We start from the raw sequence: 24,026 nt of genomic DNA on the forward strand, positions 1-24,026 counted from the left end.
ACCGTCGATCGTGTTCAAGAGGCGTTGCGTTCAAGGGGGCGAAGCGGGACCAGCCGCTAGACGGGCAGGACGGAGGCCAGGAAGGGCTCCACGGCGCGGCGCCAGCCGTCCGGCTGGTCGTAGTGGACGAGATGGCCGGCGTCGGCCACCTCCGCATACTGACCGCGGGGCAGCACGCGGACCATCTCCTGCGCCTCCGCACGGCCCAACTCACCGTCCGGCCCGCGCACGACCAGGGTGGGGCACTCGACCAGCGCCAGCTCCTCCCAATGGGCGTCATGGACCCAGGCCTCACGGGCCTTCAGCATCTGACGGCAGGAGAAGACGGGGCGCCAGCCGTCCGAGCGCTCGGCCATGACCTCGGCGAAGAAGTCGCCCCGGGACGGATTCGGCCGCTCCAGCGTCGGATCGTCCTCGCCGAACCACTTGCGCACATCGGCGAGGGTCGCGAACGGCACCGGCCAGGAGCGGAACCAGTCGGCCCACTCGCGCTGGGAGGCGGCGCCCAGGGCCGAGGCCCGCATATCGCTGATGACCAGCGCCCGGACCAGATCGGGCCGCCGGGCGGCGAGCTGCCAGGCGGTGAGGGCGCCCATGGCATGGCCGATCAGGGTCACCGGGGCGAGGCCGAGCTGCTCCACGGCCGCCTCGGCGTCGTCCACATAGGTGGAGCGGTCGAACGGCCCCTCGGCCGGCCGCTCGCTGCGGCCGTGGCCGCGCTGGTCCAGGGCGACCGCCCGATGGCGGGTGGCGAGCCAGCGGGCCGTCTCCGCCCAGTGGGCGGCGCGGCCCAACAGCCCATGGAGCAACAGCACTCCGGGACCCGGCGCTTCCTCGCGGCCGCTGCCCGCCTTGGGCGGATCGGTGAACTCCCAGGCGGCGAGCCGCACACCGCCGGCCCCGCTCACATCGATGCGTCGCACCATGAGGTCTGGCACCTCCAACCCTCTCTCGAACGCCCTCACAGTATCGAACTCGTATTCGAACACGCCGCTGTTGCGGCTCAACACCCCTCATTCGAGTGACCACGCCCAGGGATTGATCGTCCGCGCCACGGGGAGACAGCTAGCGGGAGGCGGACTGCTCGGGGAAGGGAGTCCGCGGGGGAGGACCCTGAGAGCTCGGGGCTCCGGGTCACCAGGGTCCCGGGTCGCACCGGCCGCGTTCGCACGGCCGGTGCGACCCGGAGCCCGGCGGGGGACATGGGGAAGCGGGGCCCCGGCACCTGACGGCACCGGGGCCCTCGCTGAAGCACACCCCCTCGACGGCACACTCCCTCGGCGCCACAGCCCCTCGGGCCCACCCGAGCCCCCTCCCCTGACGACCTGAGCGTCAGCGACAGCGTCGCACGCGTCGGCCGCGCCCGCTCGGTTTCTCTCGACTCCGGTTTCGGAAAAATCCGTCGTCGCAGGTCGTGACGGCCGAATCGACTGAACGGGGTGTATCGGTCAGCGTGTCGGCACGCGGAGCGGTGCGGAGTGTGGTCGCGAGGGGGCCCGCCGCGGGGCCCGCCGATCAGGGGGCGGGGAAGAGGGCGAGCGGGCGCTGGGGGCCAGCGGGAGGCAGGAAGGGGCGAAGAGGCAGAAAAGGCTCGTGCCCCGCTCGGGTCAGCGCTTGGCCACGAAGACGTGCGAGGCGATGTCCGCCTCCAGCTCCGCCGCCTCACCGCTGCTGCCCACCAGCACCCCGCCCGGCGACTCGGTGACGCTCACCACGGAGCCCGGCTGCACCCCGGCCCGCCGTAGCGTGTACATCACCTGGGCGTCCGCCTGGATGGGCTCGCCGATGCGGCGCACCACCACCGTCTTGCCCTCGGAGCCGGGCTCCAACTCCCGCAGGCTCACCATGGACTCGTCCAGGAACGGATCGACCTCGGCCTTCTCGCCCAGCTCCTCCAGGCCCGGAATCGGGTTTCCGTACGGCGACTCGGTCGGATGGCGGAGCAGCTCCAGGACACGCCGCTCCACCGCCTCGCTCATCACATGCTCCCAGCGGCACGCCTCGGCGTGGACCTGCTCCCACTCCAGCCCGATCACGTCGACGAGCAGGCACTCCGCGAGCCGGTGCTTGCGCATCACCCGCGTGGCCAGCCGACGGCCCTCCTCGGTCAGCTCCAGGTGCCGGTCGCCCGCGACGGTGACCAGCCCGTCGCGCTCCATCCGCGCCACCGTCTGGCTGACCGTCGGACCGCTCTGCTCGAGCCGCTCGGCGATCCGGGCGCGCATGGGGACCACGCCCTCCTCCTCGAGCTCGAGGATGGTGCGGAGATACATCTCCGTGGTGTCGATCAGTCCGGACATGCGTGCCCCTCGATGTGTCGTGCGGTGGCCCTCAACCAATTCTGACGCATCCCACCGACAACGGGGCCGAGTCGGCCCCTTCCGCCGCAAGGGGCCGGACTGCTATTGACAGCGTCATGATCGGAACACCTACATGGAAGGTCACGCGTTGATGAGCGAGTCCAAGCAGGCCGGGCAATTCTTCGACGCGGCCATCGGCCTGCTGCGGCAGGTGCGGGACGAAGAAGGCGAGCATATCGCCGCGGCGGGCACCCTGATCGCCGATACCGTCGTCTCGGGCGGCCGCCTCTTCACGTTCGGCGCCGGGCACTCCTCCCTGCCCGCCCAGGACGTCGTCTACCGCGCGGGCGGGCTCGCGCTGATGAATCTGCTGCCGGTGCCGGGGATGGTGGGCGTGGACGTCATGCCCGCCACCCTGGGCAGCGCGCTCGAACGCGTCGACGGACTCGCCACGACCGTCCTCGACAGCAGCCCGCTCGGGGCCGGGGACCTGCTGTTCGTGATCTCGCTGTCCGGGCGCAACGTCCTGCCCGTGGAGATGGCGACGAGCGCGCGGCAGCGCGGTGTCACGGTGATCGGGGTGACATCGGTCGGCTACGCGACCGGCACGACCCCGCGCAACTCCTCCGGTGGCTTCCTGAAGGACCACTGCGACCTGGTCATCGACAACAAGATCCCGGTCGGGGACGCGGAGCTCACGGCGGACGGCGTCGGCGCGCCCTTCGCGCCCGCGTCCACGGTGGTGACGAGCGCGATCATGCAGTCCGTAGTGGCGGCGGCGGTCGGGGAACTGGCCGAGCGGGGCATCGAGCCGCCCATGCTGAGGTCGGGGAACGTGGACGGCGGGCACGAGTGGAACCGCAAGGTGATGACCGAGTACCGGGACCGGATCTTCTACCAGCGGTGATACCGGCGGTGATCTCGGCAGTGATGCCGGCGGTGGTCTCGGCGGTCATCTCAGCGGTGATCGCTTGCCGGCGCACCGTTCGGTGATCTTCAGTACCGGCGTACGGCCAGGTCCACCGAGGCCGCGACCCGCGCCGCGACGTCCTCCGCGTACACCGCGTCCGTACGGTCGAAGGCCCGGCGGCCGGAGGTGCGCAGGAAGGTGACCACGCCGAGGGTGCGGCCGCGGCTGCGCAGCACCGCGCACAGCCCGTGCACCGCGCCCTCCGGCCATTTGCGGGCGGCCGCCCACTGGGCCCTCGCCGGCTCGTCCGAGCGTCTCGCGCTCGTCCGTACCGAACCGCAGCGTTCGACCGCCTGGAGTGCCGGATGGCCCTCCGCGTAGCCCAGCGGGATGCCGCCCGGGGCGACGGGCGGGCAGGGGCCGGGGGTGCCGGTGGGGGTGGCCGCCGCCCGGACCAGCCGGATCCGGTCCGCCGGGGCGCCCGGCGGCGGGTCCAGGGCCAGGTCGATCAGGGCGTGATCGGCGAACCCCGCCAGGGCGAAGTCCAGGTGGACCGAGGCCGCCTCCATCGGGTCCTCGCATTCGGCCGCCGCCCGCGTCGCCCGGTGCAGCTGGTTGCCCCTGAAGCGCAGCCGGGCGCTCTCCTGCTCCTGGCCCTTGGCCTCCGTCACGTCCTGGAAGATCCAGGCCACCCCGAGCGGCGTCGGCTCCTCGGTGAGCGGTGAGGCCAGCCGGAGGAAGCCGCTGCGCCAGCAGCGGCGCAGCGCCCCCGCGCCGTCCGTGCCCGCCGTGCCCGCCGTGTCGCGGCCTGGGACCTCGCCGCGCACCGCCTCCTCGTCGTCGAGCAGCTCGTAGCGCACCCCGGCCGGGCCCTCGGTGCCGTGCCCCGCGCCGGCGTCCCGCAGGGTCACCCACAGCTCGGTCGGCGCCAGGGGCGCGCCCTCCGCCAGGACGTGCTGGAGCGCGGCCTCCGCCTCCTCGACGCCCTGGTCCAGGAAGTCGCCCAGCGGCCGGCCGGGCGCGGCCTTACGGGCGGTGCGCAGCGCGCCCGCCGCGTTGGCGTTGACGACGGCGACCCGCAGATCCGCGTCGACCAGGACCACGTTCCACGACGCGCCCTCCAGCAGCGCCTCGCTCAGCGCGATCGACCGCTCCAGGTCGATCTGCTCGTGCGCCTCGCCGAAGGCGCAGTACACCCCGGCCGGGCGGCCGTCCGCGCCCGGCATGCGCGAGGACTGCGTGCGCACCAGGACCCGGCCGCCGTCCTTGGTCAGCAGCGCGAACTCGTGCACCCGGCGTCCCGTGGCGCTCATGGCCTCCTTAAGGCGCGCCTCGACCTCCCGCGCGTCCCCCGGGCGGGCCGCCCAGCCGCCCAGCCCCTTGCGGCCGACCGCCTCCGCCGCCGTCCAGCCGAGGATGCGCTCGGCCTCGCGGTTCCAGTGGGTCACCCTGCCGTCGGTGTCGAACGCGCACAAAGCCGCGTCCATCCCGTCGAGCAGCGCGGCGAGCAGCTCGGAGTCGAGCCGCTCCGGCCCGTCCGGGCGGTCGGACCGGCCGGACGCCGACGCCGCCGGCTCCGCCTCCGCCTCCGCCTGCCCCGGGACGCCCCGCGCGGAGCCGGCGGAACGCGCCGGACGTGCGGGTTCGGAACGTTGTGAAGCGCTCACCGGACACCCCCTGCTGGACGTGGCTGTCTGTGGTGGGGCACGTCGGACATTGAACTCGAACGTGACACGCGCCACACCGTATTCGGGGAAATCGTTGCCTCCCGGAAATTCGCTTGTGTGTGGCACGAGGGCGTTCTTAGGCTGTGCGGTACACGAGAAGGGAGGTGGTTCGGCAGATGTATGAAATCCGGACGCGTGAGGTGACTGCGGGCTAGCGGTCCGTCGTCGCGCTCAGCGCATTCGCCGGACTGGCGCACGAACGGGTGCGCAGCCGGCCAATCCCACGCAGTCACCCGACCCGCGGGTCGCCGGTACGTCCGACCGGCCCCCTTCCGCCTCAGGGCGTCAGGGGACAGACCCGCGGGTTGTCCGCGTTCTGAGGGACCTCACGGGCGCGGGACGCCTCACGGGTCGAGGACGCCGCGGCTCCTACGGGTACAGGCGCTCCACCCGCCAGCCCTCCGCACCAGGCAGCCGGACGTACCGCAGCCGGTCGTGCAGCCGGTTCTCCCGGCCCTGCCAGAACTCCACGGCCTCCGGAACCACCCGGAACCCGCCCCACTCCGGCGGCACCGGCACCTGCTCGCCCGGCGGATAGCGGTTCGCCAGCTCCTCGTACGAGCGGTCCAGCTCCGCCCGCGAGCCCACCACCGCGGACTGCGTGCTCGCCCACGCCCCCAGCTGCGAACCGTGCGGCCGGGTGCGGAAGTACGCCGCCGTCTCGTCCCGCCCGGTCCGCTGCGCGGTGCCGGTCACGATCACCTGCCGGGCGATGGGATGCCACGGGAAGAGCAGTGCCACCTGCGGGTTCTCACCCAGCTCACGACCCTTGCGGGAGCCGTAGTTGGTGTAGAAGACGAAGCCGCGCTCGTCGAAGCTCTTCATCAGCACCGTACGGGAGCTGGGGCGGCCCGCCGCGTCGGCCGTCGAGACCACCATGGCGTTCGGTTCGAAGAGCCCGCTGCCGACCGCGTCCTCGAACCACCGGGTGAACTGCCGGAACGGGTCGTCCGCGAGGTCCGCCTCGTCGAAGCCCGCCGCGCGGTAGTGCTCGCGCATGGCGGCCGGGTCGTACGTACGCGCGGAGGAAGCCGAGGGCTCCGAGTCAACGTGAGGCACGGGCATATCTTGCAACATCATCGGTCCGCCGCACCGGCGGCCCCGGAAGAGCGGTCCCCGCCGCCGGCCGGGCGCCCACACCCGTTCCGCGAAACCCTCCCGCGCACCACACGCGGTGTGCCGCTTCTCACGCTTCCCCACGGGGAGCGCACCCACCAGACTGAGTCGGACCACGCGCCTGTCCGCGCTGGGCAGGCCCCACCCTCCCGTGTCCTGGGGGTCACTCCCCGCCATGGTTGGGTGACCACCACCCGCACGGGGCACATCACCGGTGTGGCCGGTACGGACCGCGAGCCGTGTCAGGCGGCCGCGTAACCGTCCCGGCACCGCCCGCCGCCGCCCGTCGTCCGCATCATGACCGCATCATGAGGAGCCGCCTGATGTCCGACTTCGTACCCGGACTCGAAGGAGTCGTCGCGTTCGAGACGGAGATCGCCGAACCCGACAAGGAGGGCGGCGCGCTCCGCTACCGAGGCGTGGACATCGAGGACCTCGTGGGCCATGTCTCCTTCGGGAACGTCTGGGGTCTGCTGGTCGACGGCGCCTTCAACCCGGGGCTGCCGGCCGCCGAGCCGTTCCCCATCCCGGTCCACTCCGGGGACGTCCGGGTCGATGTGCAGTCCGCGCTGGCCATGCTCGCGCCCGTCTGGGGGCTCAAACCGCTGCTGGACATCGACGAGGAGCAGGCCCGTGAGGACCTGGCGCGGGCGGCCGTGATGGCCCTGTCGTACGTCGCCCAGTCGGCCCGCGGCCAGGGGAAGCCGATGGTGCCGCAACGGGAGATCGACAAGGCCGGGACCATCGTGGAGCGCTTCATGCGGCGCTGGCGCGGCGAGCCCGACCCCAAGCACGTCGCCGCCGTCGACGCGTACTGGACCTCGGCGGCCGAGCACGGGATGAACGCCTCCACCTTCACCGCCCGTGTCATCGCCTCCACCGGCGCCGATGTCGCCGCCGCGCTCTCCGGCGCGGTGGGCGCCATGTCCGGGCCGCTGCACGGCGGCGCGCCCTCCCGGGTGCTCGGCATGATCGAGGAGATCGAGCGCACCGGGGACGCCACCGCGTACGTCAAACAGGCCCTCGACCGGGGCGAGCGGCTGATGGGCTTCGGCCACCGCGTCTACCGCGCCGAGGACCCGCGGGCGCGGGTGCTGCGGCGCACCGCGCGGGAGCTGGGCGCACCGCGCTTCGAGGTCGCCGAGGCGCTGGAGCGGGCCGCCCTGGAGGAGCTGCACAACCGCCGGCCCGACCGGGTACTGGCCACGAACGTGGAGTTCTGGGCGGCCATCGTGCTGGACTTCGCCGAGGTCCCGGCGCACATGTTCACGTCGATGTTCACCTGTGCCCGCACGGCGGGCTGGAGCGCGCACATCCTGGAGCAGAAGCGGACCGGCCGGCTGGTCCGGCCGTCGGCCCGGTACGTCGGGCCCGGCGCGCGCAGCCCGCACGACATCGAGGGCTACGGGGACGCCCAGCGGTAGCTCGGGCCACCGCTCGAACGCCGGCCGCGGTTCAGGAGGGGGTTGCCAGGATGCCCTCCAGGATCTTCGACCACTGGGCCACCACCCGCTCCCGGCGGTGGCCGTCGTCCGTCAGGAGGTTGGCCAGGCCGAGGCCGCGTCCCATGTCGAGCAGGCCCTGGACGGTCTCCCGGACGCCCGGCACCGATTCGTCGGCGCCCAGCAGCTCCACCGCCATCCGATGCGTCTCACGGCCGATCTTCGCCTCCAGGGCGGTCACCCGGGCGCCCAGCTGCTCCTCGTACGAGGCCGCCACCCACAGCTGGAGGGCGGCCCGGAAGAGCGGGCCGGTGTAGAGGCTCACCAGCGCCTCGACCACCGTGCGGACGCGGCCCTCCCCGCGCGGGGCGACGAGGGCGCGCAGCTCGGCCGAGCGCTCCTCGGCGACATGCTCGACGGCGGCCGTGAAGAGGTCCTCACGGGTCGGGAAGTGGTGCTGGGCCGCGCCCCGCGACACCCCGGCCCGCTCGGCGACCACCGCGACCGTGGAACCGGCCCAGCCGTGCTCGGCGAGGCAGGACACGGCGGCCTCCAGCAGCCGTCTGCGGGTCGCGCGGCTGCGGTCCTGCTTGGGGTCGCGCAGGGCCGTACGGGGGGTCATCGGGACGCCCCCGCGTCCGGCGTCCCCGCGTCCGGCGCCGTGTCCCGTGGCGCCCAGGCCGGGTCGCGCCGTTCCAGGAACGCCGTCATGCCCTCACGGGCCTCCTCGGAGGCGAAGAGGCGGGCCGACAGCTCGGCCAGCGGTTCCGCGTCCCGATCGAAGGCGCGCAGCACATCGGCGGTCACCAGGCGCTTGGACTCGGCGAGGCCCTGCGGGGAGCCCCGGCGCAGCCCGTCCAGGACGGGCGCCAGCGCCCCGTCCGCGTCCCCCTCCGGGTCCGCGATCGTCACCAGCCCGATCCGGGCCGCCTCGGCGGCGTCGAACCGCTCGCCCGTGAGGTAGTAGCGGGCCGCCGCGCGCCGGTCCAGCCGGGGCAGCAGCGGCATCGAGATGACGGCCGGGGCGAGGCCGAGCCGCGCCTCGGTGAAGGCGAAGCTCGCGCCGCGCCCCGCCGCCGATATGTCGCACGCTCCGAGCAGTCCGAGCCCACCGGCCCGCACATGTCCGGTGACGCGTGCGACGACCGGCTTGGGCAGCTCCACGATCGTCCGCAGCAGCGCCACGAGTCCGGCCGCCCCGGACGCCGAGGGCGGTTCGCTCAGGTCCGCGCCCGCGCAGAAGGTGGTGCCGGTGTGGGTGAGCAGCACCGCCCGGACGCGGTCGTCCCGCCCGGCCGCCGCCAGTGCCTCGCGCAACTCGCCGACCAGGCGCGTCGAGAGGGCGTTGCGGTTGTGCGGCGAGTCCAGGGTGAGCGTGGTGATCCCGCGCTCGAAGGCGGCCCGTACGAGCGGAGCGGGCGCGGCGGACACCGGCGCGGCGGACACCGGCGCGCCCGCCGTGGGGCCGTCGGCCGTGGAGCCATCGGTCAGGGAGCCGTTGGTCATCGTGCGGTCGCACTCCTTTCCCTGGCGCGCAGTTCACGCCTCAGGATCTTGCCGGTGGCCGAGCGCGGCACGGAGTCCGTGAACTCCACGCGGCGCACCTTCTTGTACGGGGCCACCTGCCCGGCAACGTACGCGATCAGGTCCTCCTCCGAGATCCGGGCCCCGGGCCCGCGCACCACATACGCCTTGGGGATCTCGTTGCCGTCCCCGTCCGTCACCCCGATCACGGCGGCGTCGGCGACGGCCTCATGGGCGAGCAGCACGGCCTCCAGGTCGGCCGGGGCGACCTGATAGCCCTTGTACTTGATCAGCTCCTTCACCCGGTCCACCACATACAGCCAGCCGTCCGCGTCCACGTGCCCGACATCGCCGGTGTGCAGCCAGCCCTCCGCGTCGATCATCGCGTCGGTGTCCTCGGGGCGGCCCAGATAGCCCTTCATCACCTGGGGGCCACGGATGACGATCTCGCCGTCCTCGCCCGCGGGGAGGTCCTCCCCGGTGTCCGGGTCCACGATGCGCATCTCGGTGCTCGGAAGCAGCTTTCCGACGGTGCCCTGTGGTGGGTTCTCCGCGTCGCGCGGCACCAGGTGGCAGGCCGGTGACAGTTCCGTCATCCCGAACCCCTGGAGCAGCGGCGGTACGCCGAGCCGCCGAGCGCACGCGTCCGCGAGCCGGGCGTCCAGCGGGGCCGCCGCGCTCAGCACGTACCGCACCGACGACAGGTCATGCCGGTCCACCGCCGGATGCTTGGCGAGCGCGAGCACGATCGGCGGGGCCACATAGAGCGCCTCGGCCCGGTGCTTCTCGGCCGCCGCGAGAAACTGGTCGAGTTCGAAGCGCGGCAGCACGATCACCGTGCCGCCGTTGCGCAGCGGCGCGTTCATGAGCGCCGTAAGGCCGTAGCTGTGGAAGAACGGCAGAACGGCCAGGACCCGCTCCCCCGGTTGGTTGGGGACCAGCGTCTCCACCTGGGCGATGTTGGTGGCGACGTTGCGGTGGGTGAGCATCACGCCCTTGGGGACGCCGGTGGTCCCGGAGGAGTACGGCAGCACCGCGACGTCCTCGGCCGGGTCGATCTCCACCACCGGTTCGGGCGCGGTGCTCGTCAGCATGGAGCGCAGTGAGCGGTGGCCGCTCGCCTCGTCGCAGACGAAGATCTCCCGTATTCCGCCCGCCCGTTCGGCGGCCTGCCGGGCCACGCCCAGCAGCGCCGAGACGGTGATGACCCAGGACGCGGCCGCGTCCCTGAGCTGCTTGGCGAACTCATCCGGCGTCGCCAGCGGATGCACCGTGGTCACCGCGGCACCGGTGCGGGTCGTGCCGTAGAACGCCGGTGGGTACATGACCGAGTTGGGGCTGTGCAGCGCCACCACATCGCCCTTGCGCACCCCCGCCTCGGCGAGCGCGGCCCCGATGCGGCGGGAGGCGCGGTCCAGCGCGGCATAGCTCAGGGACACCCCGGTCACGCCGTCTATCAGGGCGGTCAGCTCGCCGAACTCCCCGGCCGCGCGGGCCAGTACGGCGTCGTGGATGGGCAGATCGACGAGCGGGACATCGGGATACTCGCTGCGCAGCACCGTGGCCATGGGCGTTCCCCTCAGCTGTGATGTACCTACCTGTCCGTTCTGCCCTACCCGCGAGATCGGTACGGCGCCTGTCTGCCCACCCGTGGAAGTCGGCCTCCTGGGGAAGTTGGCCGTCAGTACGACTTCGGCAGGCCCAGGGTCTGGTGGGAGACGAAGTTGAGGATCATCTCCCGGCTGACGGGGGCGATCCGGGCCACCCGGGCGGCCGTGATCAGCCGGGCCAACCCGTATTCGGCGGTCAGGCCGTTGCCGCCGAGGGTGTGCACGGCCTGGTCCACCGCCTTCACCGCGGCCTCCCCGGCCGCGTACTTGGCCATGTTGGCCGCCTCGCCGGCGCCCGCGTCATCGCCCGCGTCGTAGAGGTATGCCGCCTTCGCCATCATCAGCCGGGCCAGCTCCAGCTCGATATGGGCCTGGGCGAGGGGGTGGGCGATCGCCTGGTGGGCGCCGATGGGCTCCTTCCAGACCTGGCGGGTGCGGGCGTAGTCGACGGCCTTGTCGAGCGCGTAACGGCCCATGCCCAGCGCGAACGCCGCCGTCATGATGCGCTCGGGGTTGAGCCCCGCGAACAGCTGGAGCAGCCCGGCGTCCTCGTCGCCGACCAGCGCGTCGGCGGGCAGCCGTACGTCGTCCAGCACCACCTCGAACTGCTTCTCCGGGGCGGACAGTTCCATGGGGATGTGGTGGTGGGAGAAGCCGGGTGTCTCGCGCGGGACGATGAACAGGCAGGGCTTGAGCTTCCCGGTCCTGGAGTCCTCGGTGCGGCCGACGATCAGGGTCGCGTCGGCGATGTCCACACCGGAGATGAAGACCTTACGGCCGTTGAGTACCCAGCCGCCGCCCTCGTCCCGGCGGGCGACGGTGGTGATGCGGTGCGAGTTGGACCCGGCGTCGGGCTCGGTGATGCCGAACGCCATGGTGATGCTGCCGTCGGCCAGACCGGGCAGCCAGCGCTCCTTCTGCTCGGCGGTGCCGAACCGGGCGATGACGGTGCCGCAGATGGCGGGCGAGACGACCAGCATGAGCAGCGGGCAGCCCGCGGCGCCCAACTCCTCCAGGACGATGGACAGCTCGGTGATCCCGCCGCCCCCGCCGCCGTACTCCTCGGGCAGGTTGACGCCGAGATAGCCGAGCTTGCCGGCCTCGGCCCACAGGTCGAGGGGGCTGTCGCCCTCCTGGGGGCCGCCCGGGGCGTGCCCCTTGGCGAAGGACGAGACCGCGGCGCGGAGCGCCACGTGCTCCGGGGTGTCCACGGGCGTATGGGTGCTGGTCATGGACGGCTCCTCCTGGTCATGGACGGCTCCTGCCGCCGTGCGACGCGTGGTGCGGGCCGGGCGGGCTGTCGCGGTGCGCGCACGGGGTCACTCCTCCGGCGCCACGACGGCGAGCAGGGCTCCGACCTCGACCTGACGGCCGGTGGCGGCGTGCAGCGCGGTGAGCACTCCGGCAGCGGGCGCGGTGACGCGGTGCTCCATCTTCATGGCCTCCAGCCACAGCAGGGGCTGTCCGGCCGCGACCCGGTCCCCGACCGCCACCTCGGCGACCCGCACCACCGTGCCCGGCATGGGCGCCAGCAGCGAGCCCGGTTCGGTGCGGGCGGTGGGGTCGGGGAAGCGGGGCAGCGCGGTGAACGCGTGGCCGCCCTGGGGCGTGTCGACATAGCGGCGGTCCCCATAGGCCGCCACCTCGAACGTCCGCCGGACGCCGGCCACGTCGAGGACGACCCGCCCCGGGTCGGCGCTCAGCAGCCGGACGCCGGGGAAACCTTCCGCGAGCAGCCCGTCACGGGTGAGGCGGTAGCGCACCTCGTGCTCGGTGCCGTCCGGTTCGGCCCGGTAGCTCCGCAGCTGCGGCTGGGAGGGGACGTTGCGCCAGCCGCCCAGCCGCCCGGCCACGGTCGCCGGCCGCCGCGCCGCGTCGGCCAGGGCGGCGGCGAGGGCGGCGAGCGGGACCGCCCGATCGTCGTCACCGCCTCGGGGGGAATCGGCGGCGGAGGCGGAGTCCGAGGCGGTGGCCGACGCGGTGAGTTCGGGCAGATGGCGTTCGAGGAAGCCGGTGTCCATCCGGGCCGCCTCGAACTCCGGGTGGCGCAGGGCCCGCACCAGCAGCTCCCGGTTGGTCACCGGACCGTGCAGCCGGGCCCGCTCCAGCCCGTGGGCCAGCCGCCGCACGGCCTCGGCGCGGGTCGGGGCGACGGCGATGACCTTGGCCAGCATCGGGTCGTAGTGGACGCCGATCGCGTCCCCGTCGGCCGGCCCGGAGTCGACCCGCAGCCCGGCGATCTCCAGCCGGTGCATGATCCCGGTCTGCGGCTGCCAGTCGCGCGCCGGGTCCTCGGCGTACAGCCGCGCCTCGACGGCGTGCCCCCGTGGCGCCGGGGGCTCGGCGTCGAGGGCCGCCCCCTCCGCGATCCGCAGTTGCAGCGCCACCAGGTCAAGTCCGTAGATCTCCTCGGTGACCGGATGCTCCACCTGGAGGCGGGTGTTCATCTCCAGGAAGTACGCCCGTCCCGCCGCCGAGACCAGGAACTCCACCGTGCCCGCGCCCTCGTAGCCGATGGCGCGCGCCGCGTTCGCCGCCGACTCGGTCAGGGTGCGCCGCAGTTCCTCGTCCAGCCCGGGGGCCGGGGCCTCCTCGATGACCTTCTGGTGGCGGCGCTGGAGGGAGCAGTCCCGGGTGCCCAGGGTCCAGACGGTGCCGTGGGTGTCGGCGAGCACCTGGACCTCGACATGGCGGGCGCCCTCCATATAGGGCTCCACGAAGATCTCGCCGTCGCCGAAGGCGGAGGCCGCCTCGGCGCGGGCGGAGTCGAGTGCGGCGGGGAGCGCGTCCAGGTCGCGGACCACCCGCATGCCACGGCCGCCGCCGCCCGCCGCCGCCTTGACGAGCACGGGCAGATCACCGGCGGTGACCCCGGCCGGGTCGAGCGGATCGAGCAGCGGGACGCCCGCCTTGCGCATGAGCTCCTTGGCGCGGGTCTTGGAGGCCATGGCCTCCATCGCCTCGGGCGGCGGCCCCACCCACACCAGCCCCGCGTCCCTGACGGCGCGCGCGAAGTCGGCGTGCTCGGAGAGGAAGCCGTAGCCGGGGTGAACGGCGTCGGCCCCGGCGGCCAGGGCGGCCTTGACGAGGAGATCACCGCGCAGATACGTGTCCGCCGGGGCGTCGCCCGGCAGCCTTACGGCGGTGTCGGCCTCCCGCGCGTGGGGCGCGGCGGCGTCCGCGTCGGAGTGGACCGCGACGGTGGCGATGCCGAGGTCGCGGCAGGTGCGGACGATACGCCGCGCTATCTCGGCGCGGTTGGCGACCAGGAGGGAACGGATCACGGGTTCCTCACTCACATCCGGAAGACACCGAAGCCACCACGCGCCCCCTCGACCGGCGCGGTGTGCAGGGCGGACAGACACAGGCCGAGGACGGTGCGGGTGTCGCGCGGGTCGATGACGCCGTCGTCGTAGAGCCGCCCGGAGAGGAAGAGCGGCAGCGACTCGGACTCGATCTGCTGCTCCACCATGGCGCGCAGTGCGGCATCGGCCTCCTCGTCGTACGGCTGCCCCTTCGCGGCGGCGGACTGCCGGGCGACGATCGACATCACCCCGGCGAGCTGCTGCGGGCCCATGACGGCGGACTTGGCGCTGGGCCAGGCGAAGAGGAAGCGGGGGTCGTACGCGCGGCCGCACATCCCGTAGTGGCCGGCGCCGTACGAGGCGCCGATGAGCACGGACAGATGCGGTACCCGGGAGTTGGAGACGGCGTTGATCATCATGGCGCCGTGTTTGATGATCCCGCCCTGCTCGTAGTCGCGGCCGACCATGTAGCCGGTGGTGTTGTGCAGGAAGAGCAGCGGGATGTCACGCTGGTTGGCGAGCTGGATGAACTGCGCGGCCTTCTGGGACTCCTCGCTGAACAGCACCCCCTGGGCGTTGGCCAGGATCCCGACCGGATAGCCGTGCAGCGCGGCCCAGCCGGTGGCCAGGCTGCGCCCGTACAGCGGCTTGAACTCGTCGAAGTCCGAGCCGTCGACGATCCGGGCGATCACCTCGCGCGGATCGAAGGGGATCTTGAGGTCGCCGGGGACGATGCCGAGCAGTTCCTCGGCGTCGTACTTGGGCGGTTCGGCGGGTCCCGGATCGGGGTGAGCCTTGCGCCAGTTGAGCCGGGCGACGACCCTGCGGGCCTGGCGCAGCGCGTCGGGTTCGTCGGTGGCGAAGTAGTCGGCGAGGCCCGAGGTGCGGGCGTGCATCTCGGCGCCGCCCAGCGATTCGTCGTCGCTCTCCTCACCGGTGGCCATCTTCACCAGCGGCGGACCGCCCAGGAAGACCTTGGAGCGCTCCTTGACCATGATCACGTGGTCGGACATCCCGGGGATGTACGCGCCACCGGCGGTGGAGTTGCCGAAGACCACGGCGATGGTGGGGATGCCTGCAGCGGACAGCCGGGTGAGATCGCGGAAGAGCGCCCCGCCGGGGATGAAGATCTCCTTCTGGGAGGGGAGATCGGCGCCGCCGGACTCGACGAGGCTGACGACCGGGAGCCGGTTGGCGCGGGCGATCTCATGGGCGCGCAGCGACTTCTTGAGCGTCCAGGGGTTGCTGGACCCGCCCCGTACGGTCGGGTCGTTGGCGCTGATCAGACACTCCACGCCGGAGATCACCCCGATGCCGGTGACGATCGAGGCGCCGACCGGATACTCGCTGCCCCAGCCGGCCAGCGGGGACAGCTCCAGGAACGGGGTGTCCGGGTCCAGCAGCAGCTCGATCCGCTCGCGGACGAGCAGCTTGCCGCGCTTGCGGTGGCGCTGGACGTACTTCTCCCCGCCCCCGGCGAGCGCCTTGGCGTGCTCGCCCTCCAGTTCGGCGAGCTTGCCGAGCATCGCCTCCCGATGGGCCGTGTAGTCGGCGCCTGCGGGGTCGAGCGCGGACGCGAGCACGGTCACAGCAATACCTCCGGTATGTCCAGGTGGCGTGAGCGCAGCCATTCGCCGACGGCCTTGGCCTGCGGGTCGAAACGGGCCTGCTCGGCGACGCCCTCGCCGAGCAGCCCGTCCACGACGAAGTTCAGGGCGCGCAGATGGGGCAGCAAATGGCGGGTGACGGTCAGCGGGGCCGTCTCCGGGAGCAGCTCCCGCAGCCGGTCGACGGTGAGGGTGTGGGCCAGCCAGCGCCAGGCGTCCTCGCCGCGCGCCCAGACGCCGATGTTGGCGCTGCCGCCCTTGTCACCACTGCGGGCCCCGGCGACCGCGCCGAGCGGGGCGCGGCGGGTCGGCAGGCCGGGCGGGAGGGGCGGGGGCAGCGGGGGCCGGCCCACCGGGTCTTCGGGGACGGGGGCGGGGGCGTCCGGGGCCGGGGCGACGGGGACGGCTGGGGCGACGGCCGGGGGGATGGTCCGCCGGGAGCCGTCCGGCAGCACGGCGGTGTGCGGCACGGTGTCGGCCGGGAGGTACACGGCCTCGAAGACGCCGTAGGGCGAGCCCTTCCCCGGTGGGGCGGTCACATGGAAGCCGGGAACGCTCGCGAGGGCCAGTTCGACGGCCGCGCCGCTGATCGCCCGCCCCACCGCCGCCGGGTCCCGGTCACGGACCACCAGCCGCAGCAGCGCGCTCGCCTCCTCCTGCACGGCCGCGTCGGGGTGGTCGGTACGGGACAGGGTCCAGCGGACGTCGGCGGGGCGGCGCTTGCTCATCGCCCCCTCCATCTGGTCCCGTACGAGCGCCGCCTTGGCCTCGATGTCGAGGCCGGTGAGCACGAACACCACCTCGTTGCGGTGGCCGCCGAGCCGGGTCAGCCCGGCCTTGAGGGTGCCGGGCGGCGCCTCGCCCCGTACGCCGTGGACGCGCACCCGGTCCGGCCCGTCCGGGGTGAGCCGCACCGAGTCCAGCCGGGCGGTGACGTCCGGGCCGACGTAGCGGGCCCCCGCCGTCTCGTAGAGGAGCTGGGCGGTGACCGTCCCGACCGTGACGGCGCCGCCCGTCCCCGGATGCTTGGTGATCACGCTGGAGCCGTCGGGGTGGATCTCGGCGAGCGGGAAGCCGGGGCGGCGTACGTCGTGAAGCTCGGTGAAGAAGGAGTAGTTGCCGCCGGTCGCCTGGGTACCGCACTCCAGGATGTGCCCGGCGACCACGGCTCCGGCGAGCGCGTCCCAGTCGTCGGCGGCCCATCCGAAGTGCGCGGCGGCCGGGCCCGTCACCAGCGCGGCGTCCGTCACCCGCCCGGTGACCACCACCTCCGCGCCGCCGCGCAGACACTCCGCGATCCCGGCCCCGCCCAGGTAGGCGTTGGCGGTGACCACGCCCGGCCCCCAGTCACGGGCGCCGAGGAGGTCGTCCCCCTCGACATGGGCCACCCGGCAGCCGACGCCGAGCCGGTCGGCGAGGTCGCGTATCGCGTCGGCCAGCCCGGCCGGGTTGAGTCCGCCCGCGTTGGTGACGAGCCGTACGCCGCGCTCCATGGCGAGCCCCAGGGTGTCCTCGAGCTGGCGCAGAAAGGTGGTGGCATAGCCGCGCGCCGGGTCCTTGGCGCGGTCCCGGCCCAGGATGAGCATGGTCAGCTCGGCGAGATAGTCCCCGGTCAGCACGTCCAGGGGGCCGCCGGTGAGCATCTCGCGCAACGCGTCGAAGCGGTCGCCGTAGAAGCCGGAGGCGTTGCCGATGCGGAGGGGGGCGGGCGACGGGGTCACGGGGCGCCTCCGGCGCGGTGTTCGGCGGCGTCGCGTTCCGCTCCTCCCGCGACGCGGCCTGCGGAGGCGTCACCCGGGGCACTGCCGCCCGGCTCACCACCGCCCCCCTGATGGCCCGTGCCGCCCACCGCGTGCTCCGTCCGCTGCCCCGGGGCGCGGCCCTTGCCGGGCGGGCCCGCGAACGCCTGCGCGATGTCCAGCCAGCGGTCCGCGTCCGGCCCCTCGGCCCGTACGGCCAGATCGTCGCGGTGCGCCCGCTGGGTCACCAGCAGGCAGAAGTCCAGCGCGGGCCCGGTCACCCGCTGGGCCGCGTCCTCGGGGCCGTACGTCCACACCTCACCGTGCGGGCCGGTGAGTTCGACCCGGAACTCCTCGGCCGGCGGCTCCAGCCCCCGCGCCGCGTACGCGTAACCCCGCGCCCGGACCCCGATCCGGGCCACATGGCGCAGCCGGGCGGTGGGGGCCCGGCGCACGCCCAGCGCGTCGGCGACGTCCTGGCCGTGCGCCCAGGTCTCCATCAGCCGGGCCGTCGCCATCGACATCACGCTCATCGGCGGCCCGTACCACGGCAGCCGGGCGCGCGGCGGCTGCGCCGCCAGGCTGCGGAGCAGCCGCTCCCGGCCCTCCCGCCACCGGCTGAGCAGCGCCTCGGGCCCCAGGGCCACGCCGCGCTCCGCGCCCTCGTCCACGAACGCGTCCGGAGCGGCCCACGCCTTGCGCACCTCGTCGGCGAACCCCTGGGGGTCCTCGGCGGCCTGCACGGCCCGCTCGTCGGTCCAGGCGAGATGGGCGATCTGATGCGCGACGGTCCACCCGGGCGCAGGCGTCGCCGTCCGCCACGCCACGTTTCCGAGCCCGGCCACCAGGCCGTCCAACTCATCCCCCTCCGCCCGCAGATCGGCGAGCAGAGCCTCCGTCTCGGACACGCGTCGCTCCCGTCTCGTCGGGTCTGCCGTGTGTCGGCTTCTTCATTTCTTGTCGAGCGAGGGTGGCAGCGCGGCGAGAAACAATCAAGCACGCTTGCATGATTCAGCCGGTTGTAGCCGTTGTGAGGGGCGCGCGGCGCGTTGGGGTGCGGGTGGGCCGGCGCGGAGCTGAGGTGGGTCGGGCTACTGGGCTCGGTTGGGTGCGGCTTTCGTCTCGCGCCTTCGGCGCAGTTGAGCAGCGGGGCAGGGGGTGCCGGGCCGGGCCCTCACCGCCGGGCGCCGGGCCGGTGGGGGCAGCGGCCGGTGGCGGCTTCCGTGGTCGGAGGCCGAGGCCGACGCCGGACAGCGGGGGGGTGGGGGTACCTCCCGAAAACGCTTGATGAATTAGTTGCGCCAGATCAAGTGCTTTGGAGAGGGGTACCGGGAGGGGGCCGGGGGAGGCACGTACCCATCGAGCGCGGCGCCGGACCGCCGAGGCCGGGACGTACTGGGGCCGGGGCGAGCGCACGGCCGGGGCACCCGGCCAACCCATCGGCGGCTGACGGACGGCGCCTGTGGTCCAACGCCGCGTTGGCCGAAATCTTGCCCCGCCGCCCGCCGCCCGCAGTCCGGCTGGGGCCCGGCCGCCCAGCGCGGAAGCCGCCACCGGCGCCCACCTCCACGAGCCCGGCACCCGGCAGCGGCGCCACGCCCCCCACCCCCGCCGCCGCTGCTCAATGGCGCCGAAGGCGCGAGACGGCGCCGCACCCAACCGAGCCAACGACCCCGCGACAGCGTCACCCAACCACTACGCCGAACCCCCCGCCACATCCTTCGCCAAGCCGCCCGCAGTCCGGCTGGGCCCGGCCGCCCAGCGCGGAAGCCGCCACCGGCGCCCACCTCCACGAGCCCGGCACCCGGCAGCGGCGCCACGCCCCCCACCCCCGCCGCCGCTGCTCAATGGCGCCGAAGGCGCGAGACGGCGCCGCACCCAACCGAGCCAACGACCCCGCGACAGCGTCACCCAACCACTACGCCGAACCCCCCGCCACATCCTTCGCCGAGTTCTTCGCCAAGCCGTCCGCCAAAACCTCCGCCAGATGGCGCCCCTTCCGCCCCGCCAGCTGGTTCAGCTGGGTACGGCAGGAGTAGCCGTCCGCCAGCACCTCCGTGCCCATCTCCGCAGCGCGTACCGACGGCAGCAGCTGCTCCTCGGCACAGGCCACCGAGACCTCGTAGTGCCCGTCCTCGAAGCCGAAGTTGCCCGCCAGACCGCAGCAGCCGCCGCTCAACGCGCCCGTAAGGCCGGCGCGTTCCCGCAGACGGCGCTCGGCGGCGTCGCCGAGGACGGCGTGCTGGTGGCAGTGGGTCTGGCCGACGACGGGGCGGTCGATCCTCGGCGGCTGCCAGTCCGGGGCGTACCGCTCCAGCGCCTGGGCGAACGTCGACACCGACTCGGCCAGGCGTGCGGCGCGCGGGTCGGTGCCGAGGAGTTCGGGGAGGTCGGTGCGGAGGGCGGCCGTGCAGCTGGGTTCGAGGCCGACCACCGGAAGTCCGGCGTCCAGGGCCGGGGCCATGACGTCCAGCGTGCGCCGCATGACCGTGCGGGCGCGGTCGAGCTGACCGGTGGAGACCCAGGTCAGCCCGCAGCACACGGGCCTGGGCGGGACCACCACCCGCAGCCCGGCCGCCTCCAGCACGGCGACCGCCGACCGGCCGACCGACGGGGAGAGGTGGTTGGTGAAGGTGTCCGGCCACAGCACGACGGTGCGCCCCCTCCCGGCCCCCTGGCCCGGCCCCTCCTGCTCCCCCGGTCGCCCCGGTGCCGTTGGTGCCGCCGTGACGCGCCCGGCCCCGCCGGGCAGCCGCCCGGCCCGTCCCGGCCCGGACCCAGCTCCGGCCCCCGCGCCACCCACCGCCGCGCGCACCCGACCAGCCAGCCCCCGACCGGCTCCGGCTCGGGGACCGCCACCGGAGCGGGCAGGACCACCACCGGGGTTGGCGAGGCCGGCATCAGGTCCAGCGGGGCCGCCACCGAGACCGGCAGGACCACCACCAGGGTTGGCGGGACCGGCACCAGGACCAGCGGGGCCGCCACCGAGACCGGCAGGAGCGCCACCAGGGCTGGCAGGGCCGGCGTCAGGTCCGGCAGGACCACCACCGGGACCGGCGGCGCCAGCACCGGGACCAGCGGGACCGACATCAGGACCGCCGGGACCGGCACCAGGACCGCCGGGACCAGGGCCGGGGCCGGGACCAGCGGCACCGGGGCCGGGACCGCCGGCACCGGGGCCGGGACCGCCGGGGCCGGGGCCCGGTCGGGCCTCGGTCCCCGCGCCACGCGCACCCGCGCCCCGCGCCGCCGCGCGCGCCCGCTCCCGCCACCACCTCGTGAAGGGCTCACGGGCCAGCTCCGGGATGTCCCGTTCGGGGGCGAGGCCGCCCATGCGCTTGGCCAGGGCGGCGAGCGGGCTCACCCCGGACAGCGCGTTGAGCACCGGCGCCGCCCGCAGGGCGGCACCGGCCCGCAGCCACACCGGGAGCCAGCCCATCGAGTAGTGCGCGGCGGGCCGCAGCCGTCCCTCGTAGTGGTGGTGCAGGAACTCGGCCTTGTACGTGGCCATGTCGACCTCCACCGGGCAGTCGCTGCGGCAGCCCTTGCAGGACAGGCAGAGGTCGAGCGCGTCCCGTACCTCCTCCGAGCGCCAGCCGTCCTGGACGACCTCGCCCGCGAGCATCTCGTGCAGCAGCCGGGCGCGGCCGCGCGTGGAGTGCCGCTCCTCGCCGGTCACCCGGTACGACGGGCACATCACGCCCGCGCCGGACACCGACTCGTTACGGCACTTGGCGACGCCCACACAGCGCCGGACCGCCGCCGAGAAGTCGCCCTTGTCGTGCGGGTAGCCGAACGCGACGTCCACCGGGCGCCTGGGCAGGACATCGAAGCGCAGGTTCTGGTCCACGCGCTGGGGGCGGGCCAGGACGCCGGGGTTGAGGCCGCCTTCCGGGTCCCACAGGTCCTTGAACCGGGAGAAGAGGCCGACCATCTCCTCCCCGTACATGCGCGGCAGCAGCTCGGCGCGGGCCAGCCCGTCGCCGTGTTCACCGGAGAGCGAGCCGCCGTGGGCGACGACGAGATCGGCGAGGTCGGAGGAGAAGTCCCGGAAGACCCGGATCCCGGCCTCACGCATCAGGTCGAAGTCGATGCGGACGTGGATGCAGCCGTCCCCGAAGTGCCCGTACGGCGTGCCGCGCAGCCCGTGCTGGGCCATCAGGGCGCGGAAGTCACGCAGGTACGCGCCGAGCCGGGGCGGCGGCACCGCGCAGTCCTCCCAGCCGGGCCACGCCTCGCTGCCGTCCTGGTTGCGCGTGGCCGTGCCGGAGGCGTCCTCGCGCACCCGCCACAGGGCGCGCTGCCCGGCCGGGTCGGCGACGACGGAGTGGCCGGTGGTGGCCTCGGCGGCGGCGCGGGCCACCTCCTGGGCGCGGGAGAGCGCCTCCTCGCGGTTGGCGCCGCCGACCTCCACGAACAGCCACGCGCCGCCCTTGGGCAGCCCGGATGCCCCGGCGACCAGATCGGCGGCCATGCCCTCGACGGTCAGCGGACCGTAGGGCAACAGGGTGTGCGCGGCCTCGGCCGCCGCGCTCTCGTCGGGGTAGCCGAGCACGGCGAGGGCGCGGGCGCCGGGCGCCTTCACCAGCCTTACGGTCGCCTCGGTCACCACGCCGAGGGTGCCCTCGCTGCCGGTGAGGGCGCGGGCGACATCGGCGTTCTTCTCGGGCAGCAGCTCGTCCAGGGCGTAGCCGGAGATCCGCCGGGGCAGCTCGGGGAAGCCGGTGCGCAGCAGGGCCAGGTGCCGGCCGACCAGGGACCGTATGCCGTCGCGGAGCCGGGCGGGCAGGTCGTGGAGGCCCTGGGCGGCCCGCACCCGCTCCCCGCCGTAGGTGAGGACGTCCAGCTCGCGGACGTTGTCGGCGGTGGTGCCCCAGGCCACCGAGTGGGAGCCGCAGGAGTTGTTGCCGATCATGCCGCCGAGGGTGCAGCGGCTGTGGGTGGACGGGTCGGGGCCGAAGGTCAGCCCATGGGCGCCGGCCGCCGCACGGAGGTCGTCCAGGATGACGCCGGGCTGGACGACGGCGGTCCGCCGCTCGGGGTCGAGCGAGACGATGCTCCGCATGTGGCGGGTGAAGTCGAGGACGACACCGAGCCCGGTGGCCTGCCCCGCGATCGAGGTCCCGGCGCCGCGCGCCACCACCGGCACCCCGCGCTCCCGGCAGACGGCCAGCGCCGCCGCCACGTCGTCCGCGTCGCGCGGTGCGACCACTCCGGTGGGCACTCTGCGGTAGTTGGACGCGTCCATGGTCATCAGCGCCCGGCTCGCCGTATCGAAGGAGACGTCCCCGCGGACGGCCCTGCGCAGCGCCTGCTCCAGCTCGTCTGCCTCGTGGTCAGCCATGCCTCCATGGTCCACGGCGAGCGGACGGTTGAAAATGTCCAATTCCGATTCATGGCCGCCGTGTTCCGAGATCGCGGCTACACCGGGGCGATCGCCCACGTCAACACGGTGTGGACGGGTTGTCTCAGCCGCTGGACGCACGGTCGGACGGCGAGGGCCGACGGATTAGGCTTCGGTTCGTGGCTGAGATCCCGATTCCCGATGACATCAAGCCCGCCGACGGACGCTTCGGCTCGGGCCCCTCCAAGGTGCGCACCGAGGCGCTCAGTGCCCTGGCCGCCACCGGAAGCTCCCTGCTGGGCACCTCCCACCGGCAGGCCCCGGTCAAGAACCTGGTCGGCGCGGTGCGCGAAGGGGTGCGCGAACTCTTCCAGCTCCCGGAGGGGTACGAGGTCATCCTGGGCAACGGCGGCTCCACCGCCTTCTGGGACATCGCGACCCACGGTCTGATCGAGTCCAAGTCCCAGCACCTGTCCTTCGGCGAGTTCTCCTCGAAGTTCGCCAAGGCGGCGAAGCTCGCGCCGTGGCTGGCGGAGCCCACGGTGATCTCCTCCGACCCGGGCACCCACCCGGAGCCGCGGGCCGAGAGCGGCACGGACGTGTACGCCTTCACCCACAACGAGACCTCCACCGGTGTCGCCATGCCCATCCAGCGGGTGGCCGGCGCCGACGAGGGCGCGCTGGTGCTGGTGGACGCGACCTCCGGTGCGGGCGGTCTGCCGGTCGACATCGCCGAGACGGACGTCTACTACTTCGCGCCGCAGAAGTCCTTCGCGGCGGACGGCGGTCTGTGGATCGGCGTGTTCTCCCCCGCCGCGCTCGAACGCGCCGCCCGCGTCCACGCGTCCGGCCGGCACGTCCCGGAGTTCTTCTCGCTGCCGACCGCGATCGACAACTCGCTGAAGAACCAGACGTACAACACCCCGGCGCTGGCGACGCTCTTCCTGCTCAACGACCAGCTGGAGTGGATCAACGGACAGGGCGGCCTGGACTGGGCCGTGCGGCGCACCGCGACCTCCTCGCGCACGCTGTACGGGTGGGCCGAGGAGGCCAAGTTCGCCACCCCGTTCGTGGCCGACCCGGCCAAGCGGTCGCAGGTCGTCGGCACGATCGACTTCAACGAGGAGATCGACGCCGCCGCGGTCGCCAAGGCGCTGCGGGCCAACGGGATCGTGGACACCGAGCCGTACCGCAAGCTGGGCCGCAACCAGCTGCGGGTGGCGATGTTCCCGGCCGTCGACCCGGCGGACGTCCAGGCGCTGACGGCGTGCGTGGACTACGTCATCGAGCACCTCTGAGGGTGCCCGCTCACGGGTCGCCCGCTCACGGGTCGCCTGTTCATGGGTGAGCGCGAGGGGCCCGCGGCCGACCGGCCGCGGGCCCCTTCGCATGGGTGATGCGC

At 73.8% G+C, this 24,026-nt stretch carries 16 protein-coding genes; 3 read left to right on the forward strand and 13 right to left on the reverse strand.

Features of this window, described 5'->3' with window-relative positions; translation table 11 throughout:
- Nucleotides 1-56: 56 nt before the first annotated feature.
- On the reverse strand, nucleotides 57-926 hold the full coding sequence (locus PS467_RS18725; RefSeq protein WP_268972721.1) for an alpha/beta fold hydrolase: 870 nt from the start codon (nucleotides 924-926) through the stop codon (nucleotides 57-59).
- 681 nt (nucleotides 927-1,607) lie between these two features.
- Complete coding sequence (locus PS467_RS18730) at nucleotides 1,608-2,300, reverse strand: iron-dependent transcriptional repressor DtxR (protein WP_268972722.1); 693 nt, start codon at nucleotides 2,298-2,300, stop codon at nucleotides 1,608-1,610.
- Nucleotides 2,301-2,451: 151 nt separating this feature from the next.
- Between PS467_RS18730 and PS467_RS18735 the strand changes: the two genes are divergently transcribed.
- Nucleotides 2,452-3,207 (forward strand): SIS domain-containing protein, encoded by a 756-nt coding sequence (locus PS467_RS18735; protein WP_311036249.1) that lies wholly within the window; start codon nucleotides 2,452-2,454, stop codon nucleotides 3,205-3,207.
- Between the two features lie 89 nt (nucleotides 3,208-3,296).
- Here the strand turns inward: PS467_RS18735 and PS467_RS18740 are convergent, their stop codons facing one another.
- Both PS467_RS18740 and pdxH read right to left on the reverse strand, forming a co-directional pair.
- Nucleotides 3,297-4,877 (reverse strand): PAS domain-containing protein, encoded by a 1,581-nt coding sequence (locus PS467_RS18740; protein WP_432280606.1) that lies wholly within the window; start codon nucleotides 4,875-4,877, stop codon nucleotides 3,297-3,299.
- A 429-nt stretch (nucleotides 4,878-5,306) separates the two neighbouring features.
- On the reverse strand, nucleotides 5,307-6,002 hold the full coding sequence (gene pdxH / locus PS467_RS18745; protein ID WP_268972724.1) for a pyridoxamine 5'-phosphate oxidase: 696 nt from the start codon (nucleotides 6,000-6,002) through the stop codon (nucleotides 5,307-5,309).
- Between the two features lie 374 nt (nucleotides 6,003-6,376).
- On the opposite strand from pdxH, the gene PS467_RS18750 reads away from it, so the two are divergent.
- Entirely contained in the window at nucleotides 6,377-7,477 is a 1,101-nt protein-coding gene (locus PS467_RS18750; protein ID WP_311036250.1) for a citrate synthase 2, read from the forward strand.
- A gap of 31 nt (nucleotides 7,478-7,508) precedes the next feature.
- Here the strand turns inward: PS467_RS18750 and PS467_RS18755 are convergent, their stop codons facing one another.
- The 9 genes from PS467_RS18755 to PS467_RS18795 all read right to left on the reverse strand — a co-directional run bounded on the left by PS467_RS18755 (nucleotide 7,509) and on the right by PS467_RS18795 (nucleotide 22,624).
- Nucleotides 7,509-8,117 (reverse strand): TetR/AcrR family transcriptional regulator, encoded by a 609-nt coding sequence (locus tag PS467_RS18755; protein WP_311036251.1) that lies wholly within the window; start codon nucleotides 8,115-8,117, stop codon nucleotides 7,509-7,511.
- Nucleotides 8,114-8,926 carry an enoyl-CoA hydratase family protein gene (locus tag PS467_RS18760; RefSeq protein WP_432280749.1) on the reverse strand — a complete coding sequence of 271 codons (813 nt, stop codon included), beginning with the start codon at nucleotides 8,924-8,926 and terminating at the stop codon, nucleotides 8,114-8,116. The genes PS467_RS18755 and PS467_RS18760 overlap by 4 nt, the downstream gene beginning before the upstream one ends.
- 71 nt (nucleotides 8,927-8,997) lie before the next feature.
- Entirely contained in the window at nucleotides 8,998-10,587 is a 1,590-nt protein-coding gene (locus tag PS467_RS18765; protein WP_311036252.1) for a 4-coumarate--CoA ligase family protein, read from the reverse strand.
- Between the two features lie 113 nt (nucleotides 10,588-10,700).
- A complete protein-coding gene (locus tag PS467_RS18770) occupies nucleotides 10,701-11,861 on the reverse strand; it encodes an acyl-CoA dehydrogenase family protein (protein ID WP_311036253.1) in 1,161 nt (386 codons plus the stop codon).
- An 87-nt stretch (nucleotides 11,862-11,948) separates the two neighbouring features.
- Nucleotides 11,949-13,913, reverse strand: coding sequence for an acetyl/propionyl/methylcrotonyl-CoA carboxylase subunit alpha (locus PS467_RS18775; RefSeq protein WP_311036254.1), 1,965 nt, complete (start codon nucleotides 13,911-13,913; stop codon nucleotides 11,949-11,951).
- Between the two features lie 11 nt (nucleotides 13,914-13,924).
- On the reverse strand, nucleotides 13,925-15,523 hold the full coding sequence (locus PS467_RS18780) for an acyl-CoA carboxylase subunit beta (protein WP_311036255.1): 1,599 nt from the start codon (nucleotides 15,521-15,523) through the stop codon (nucleotides 13,925-13,927).
- The gene (locus tag PS467_RS18785; protein WP_311036256.1) at nucleotides 15,520-17,262 is read right to left on the reverse strand and encodes an acyclic terpene utilization AtuA family protein; all 1,743 of its coding nucleotides are present in this window, start codon (nucleotides 17,260-17,262) and stop codon (nucleotides 15,520-15,522) included. The genes PS467_RS18780 and PS467_RS18785 overlap by 4 nt, the downstream gene beginning before the upstream one ends.
- Nucleotides 17,259-18,188, reverse strand: coding sequence for a TIGR03084 family metal-binding protein (locus PS467_RS18790; protein WP_311036257.1), 930 nt, complete (start codon nucleotides 18,186-18,188; stop codon nucleotides 17,259-17,261). Before PS467_RS18790 ends, PS467_RS18785 begins: the two co-directional genes overlap by 4 nt.
- Before the next feature lie 1,010 nt (nucleotides 18,189-19,198).
- The gene (locus PS467_RS18795) at nucleotides 19,199-22,624 is read right to left on the reverse strand and encodes an FAD-binding and (Fe-S)-binding domain-containing protein (protein WP_311036258.1); all 3,426 of its coding nucleotides are present in this window, start codon (nucleotides 22,622-22,624) and stop codon (nucleotides 19,199-19,201) included.
- 179 nt (nucleotides 22,625-22,803) lie between these two features.
- Between PS467_RS18795 and serC the strand changes: the two genes are divergently transcribed.
- Nucleotides 22,804-23,922, forward strand: coding sequence for a phosphoserine transaminase (gene serC, locus PS467_RS18800; protein ID WP_311036259.1), 1,119 nt, complete (start codon nucleotides 22,804-22,806; stop codon nucleotides 23,920-23,922).
- Nucleotides 23,923-24,026 lie beyond the last annotated feature (104 nt).

This window comes from Streptomyces luomodiensis (assembly GCF_031679605.1).
GTDB lineage: Bacteria > Actinomycetota > Actinomycetes > Streptomycetales > Streptomycetaceae > Streptomyces > Streptomyces luomodiensis.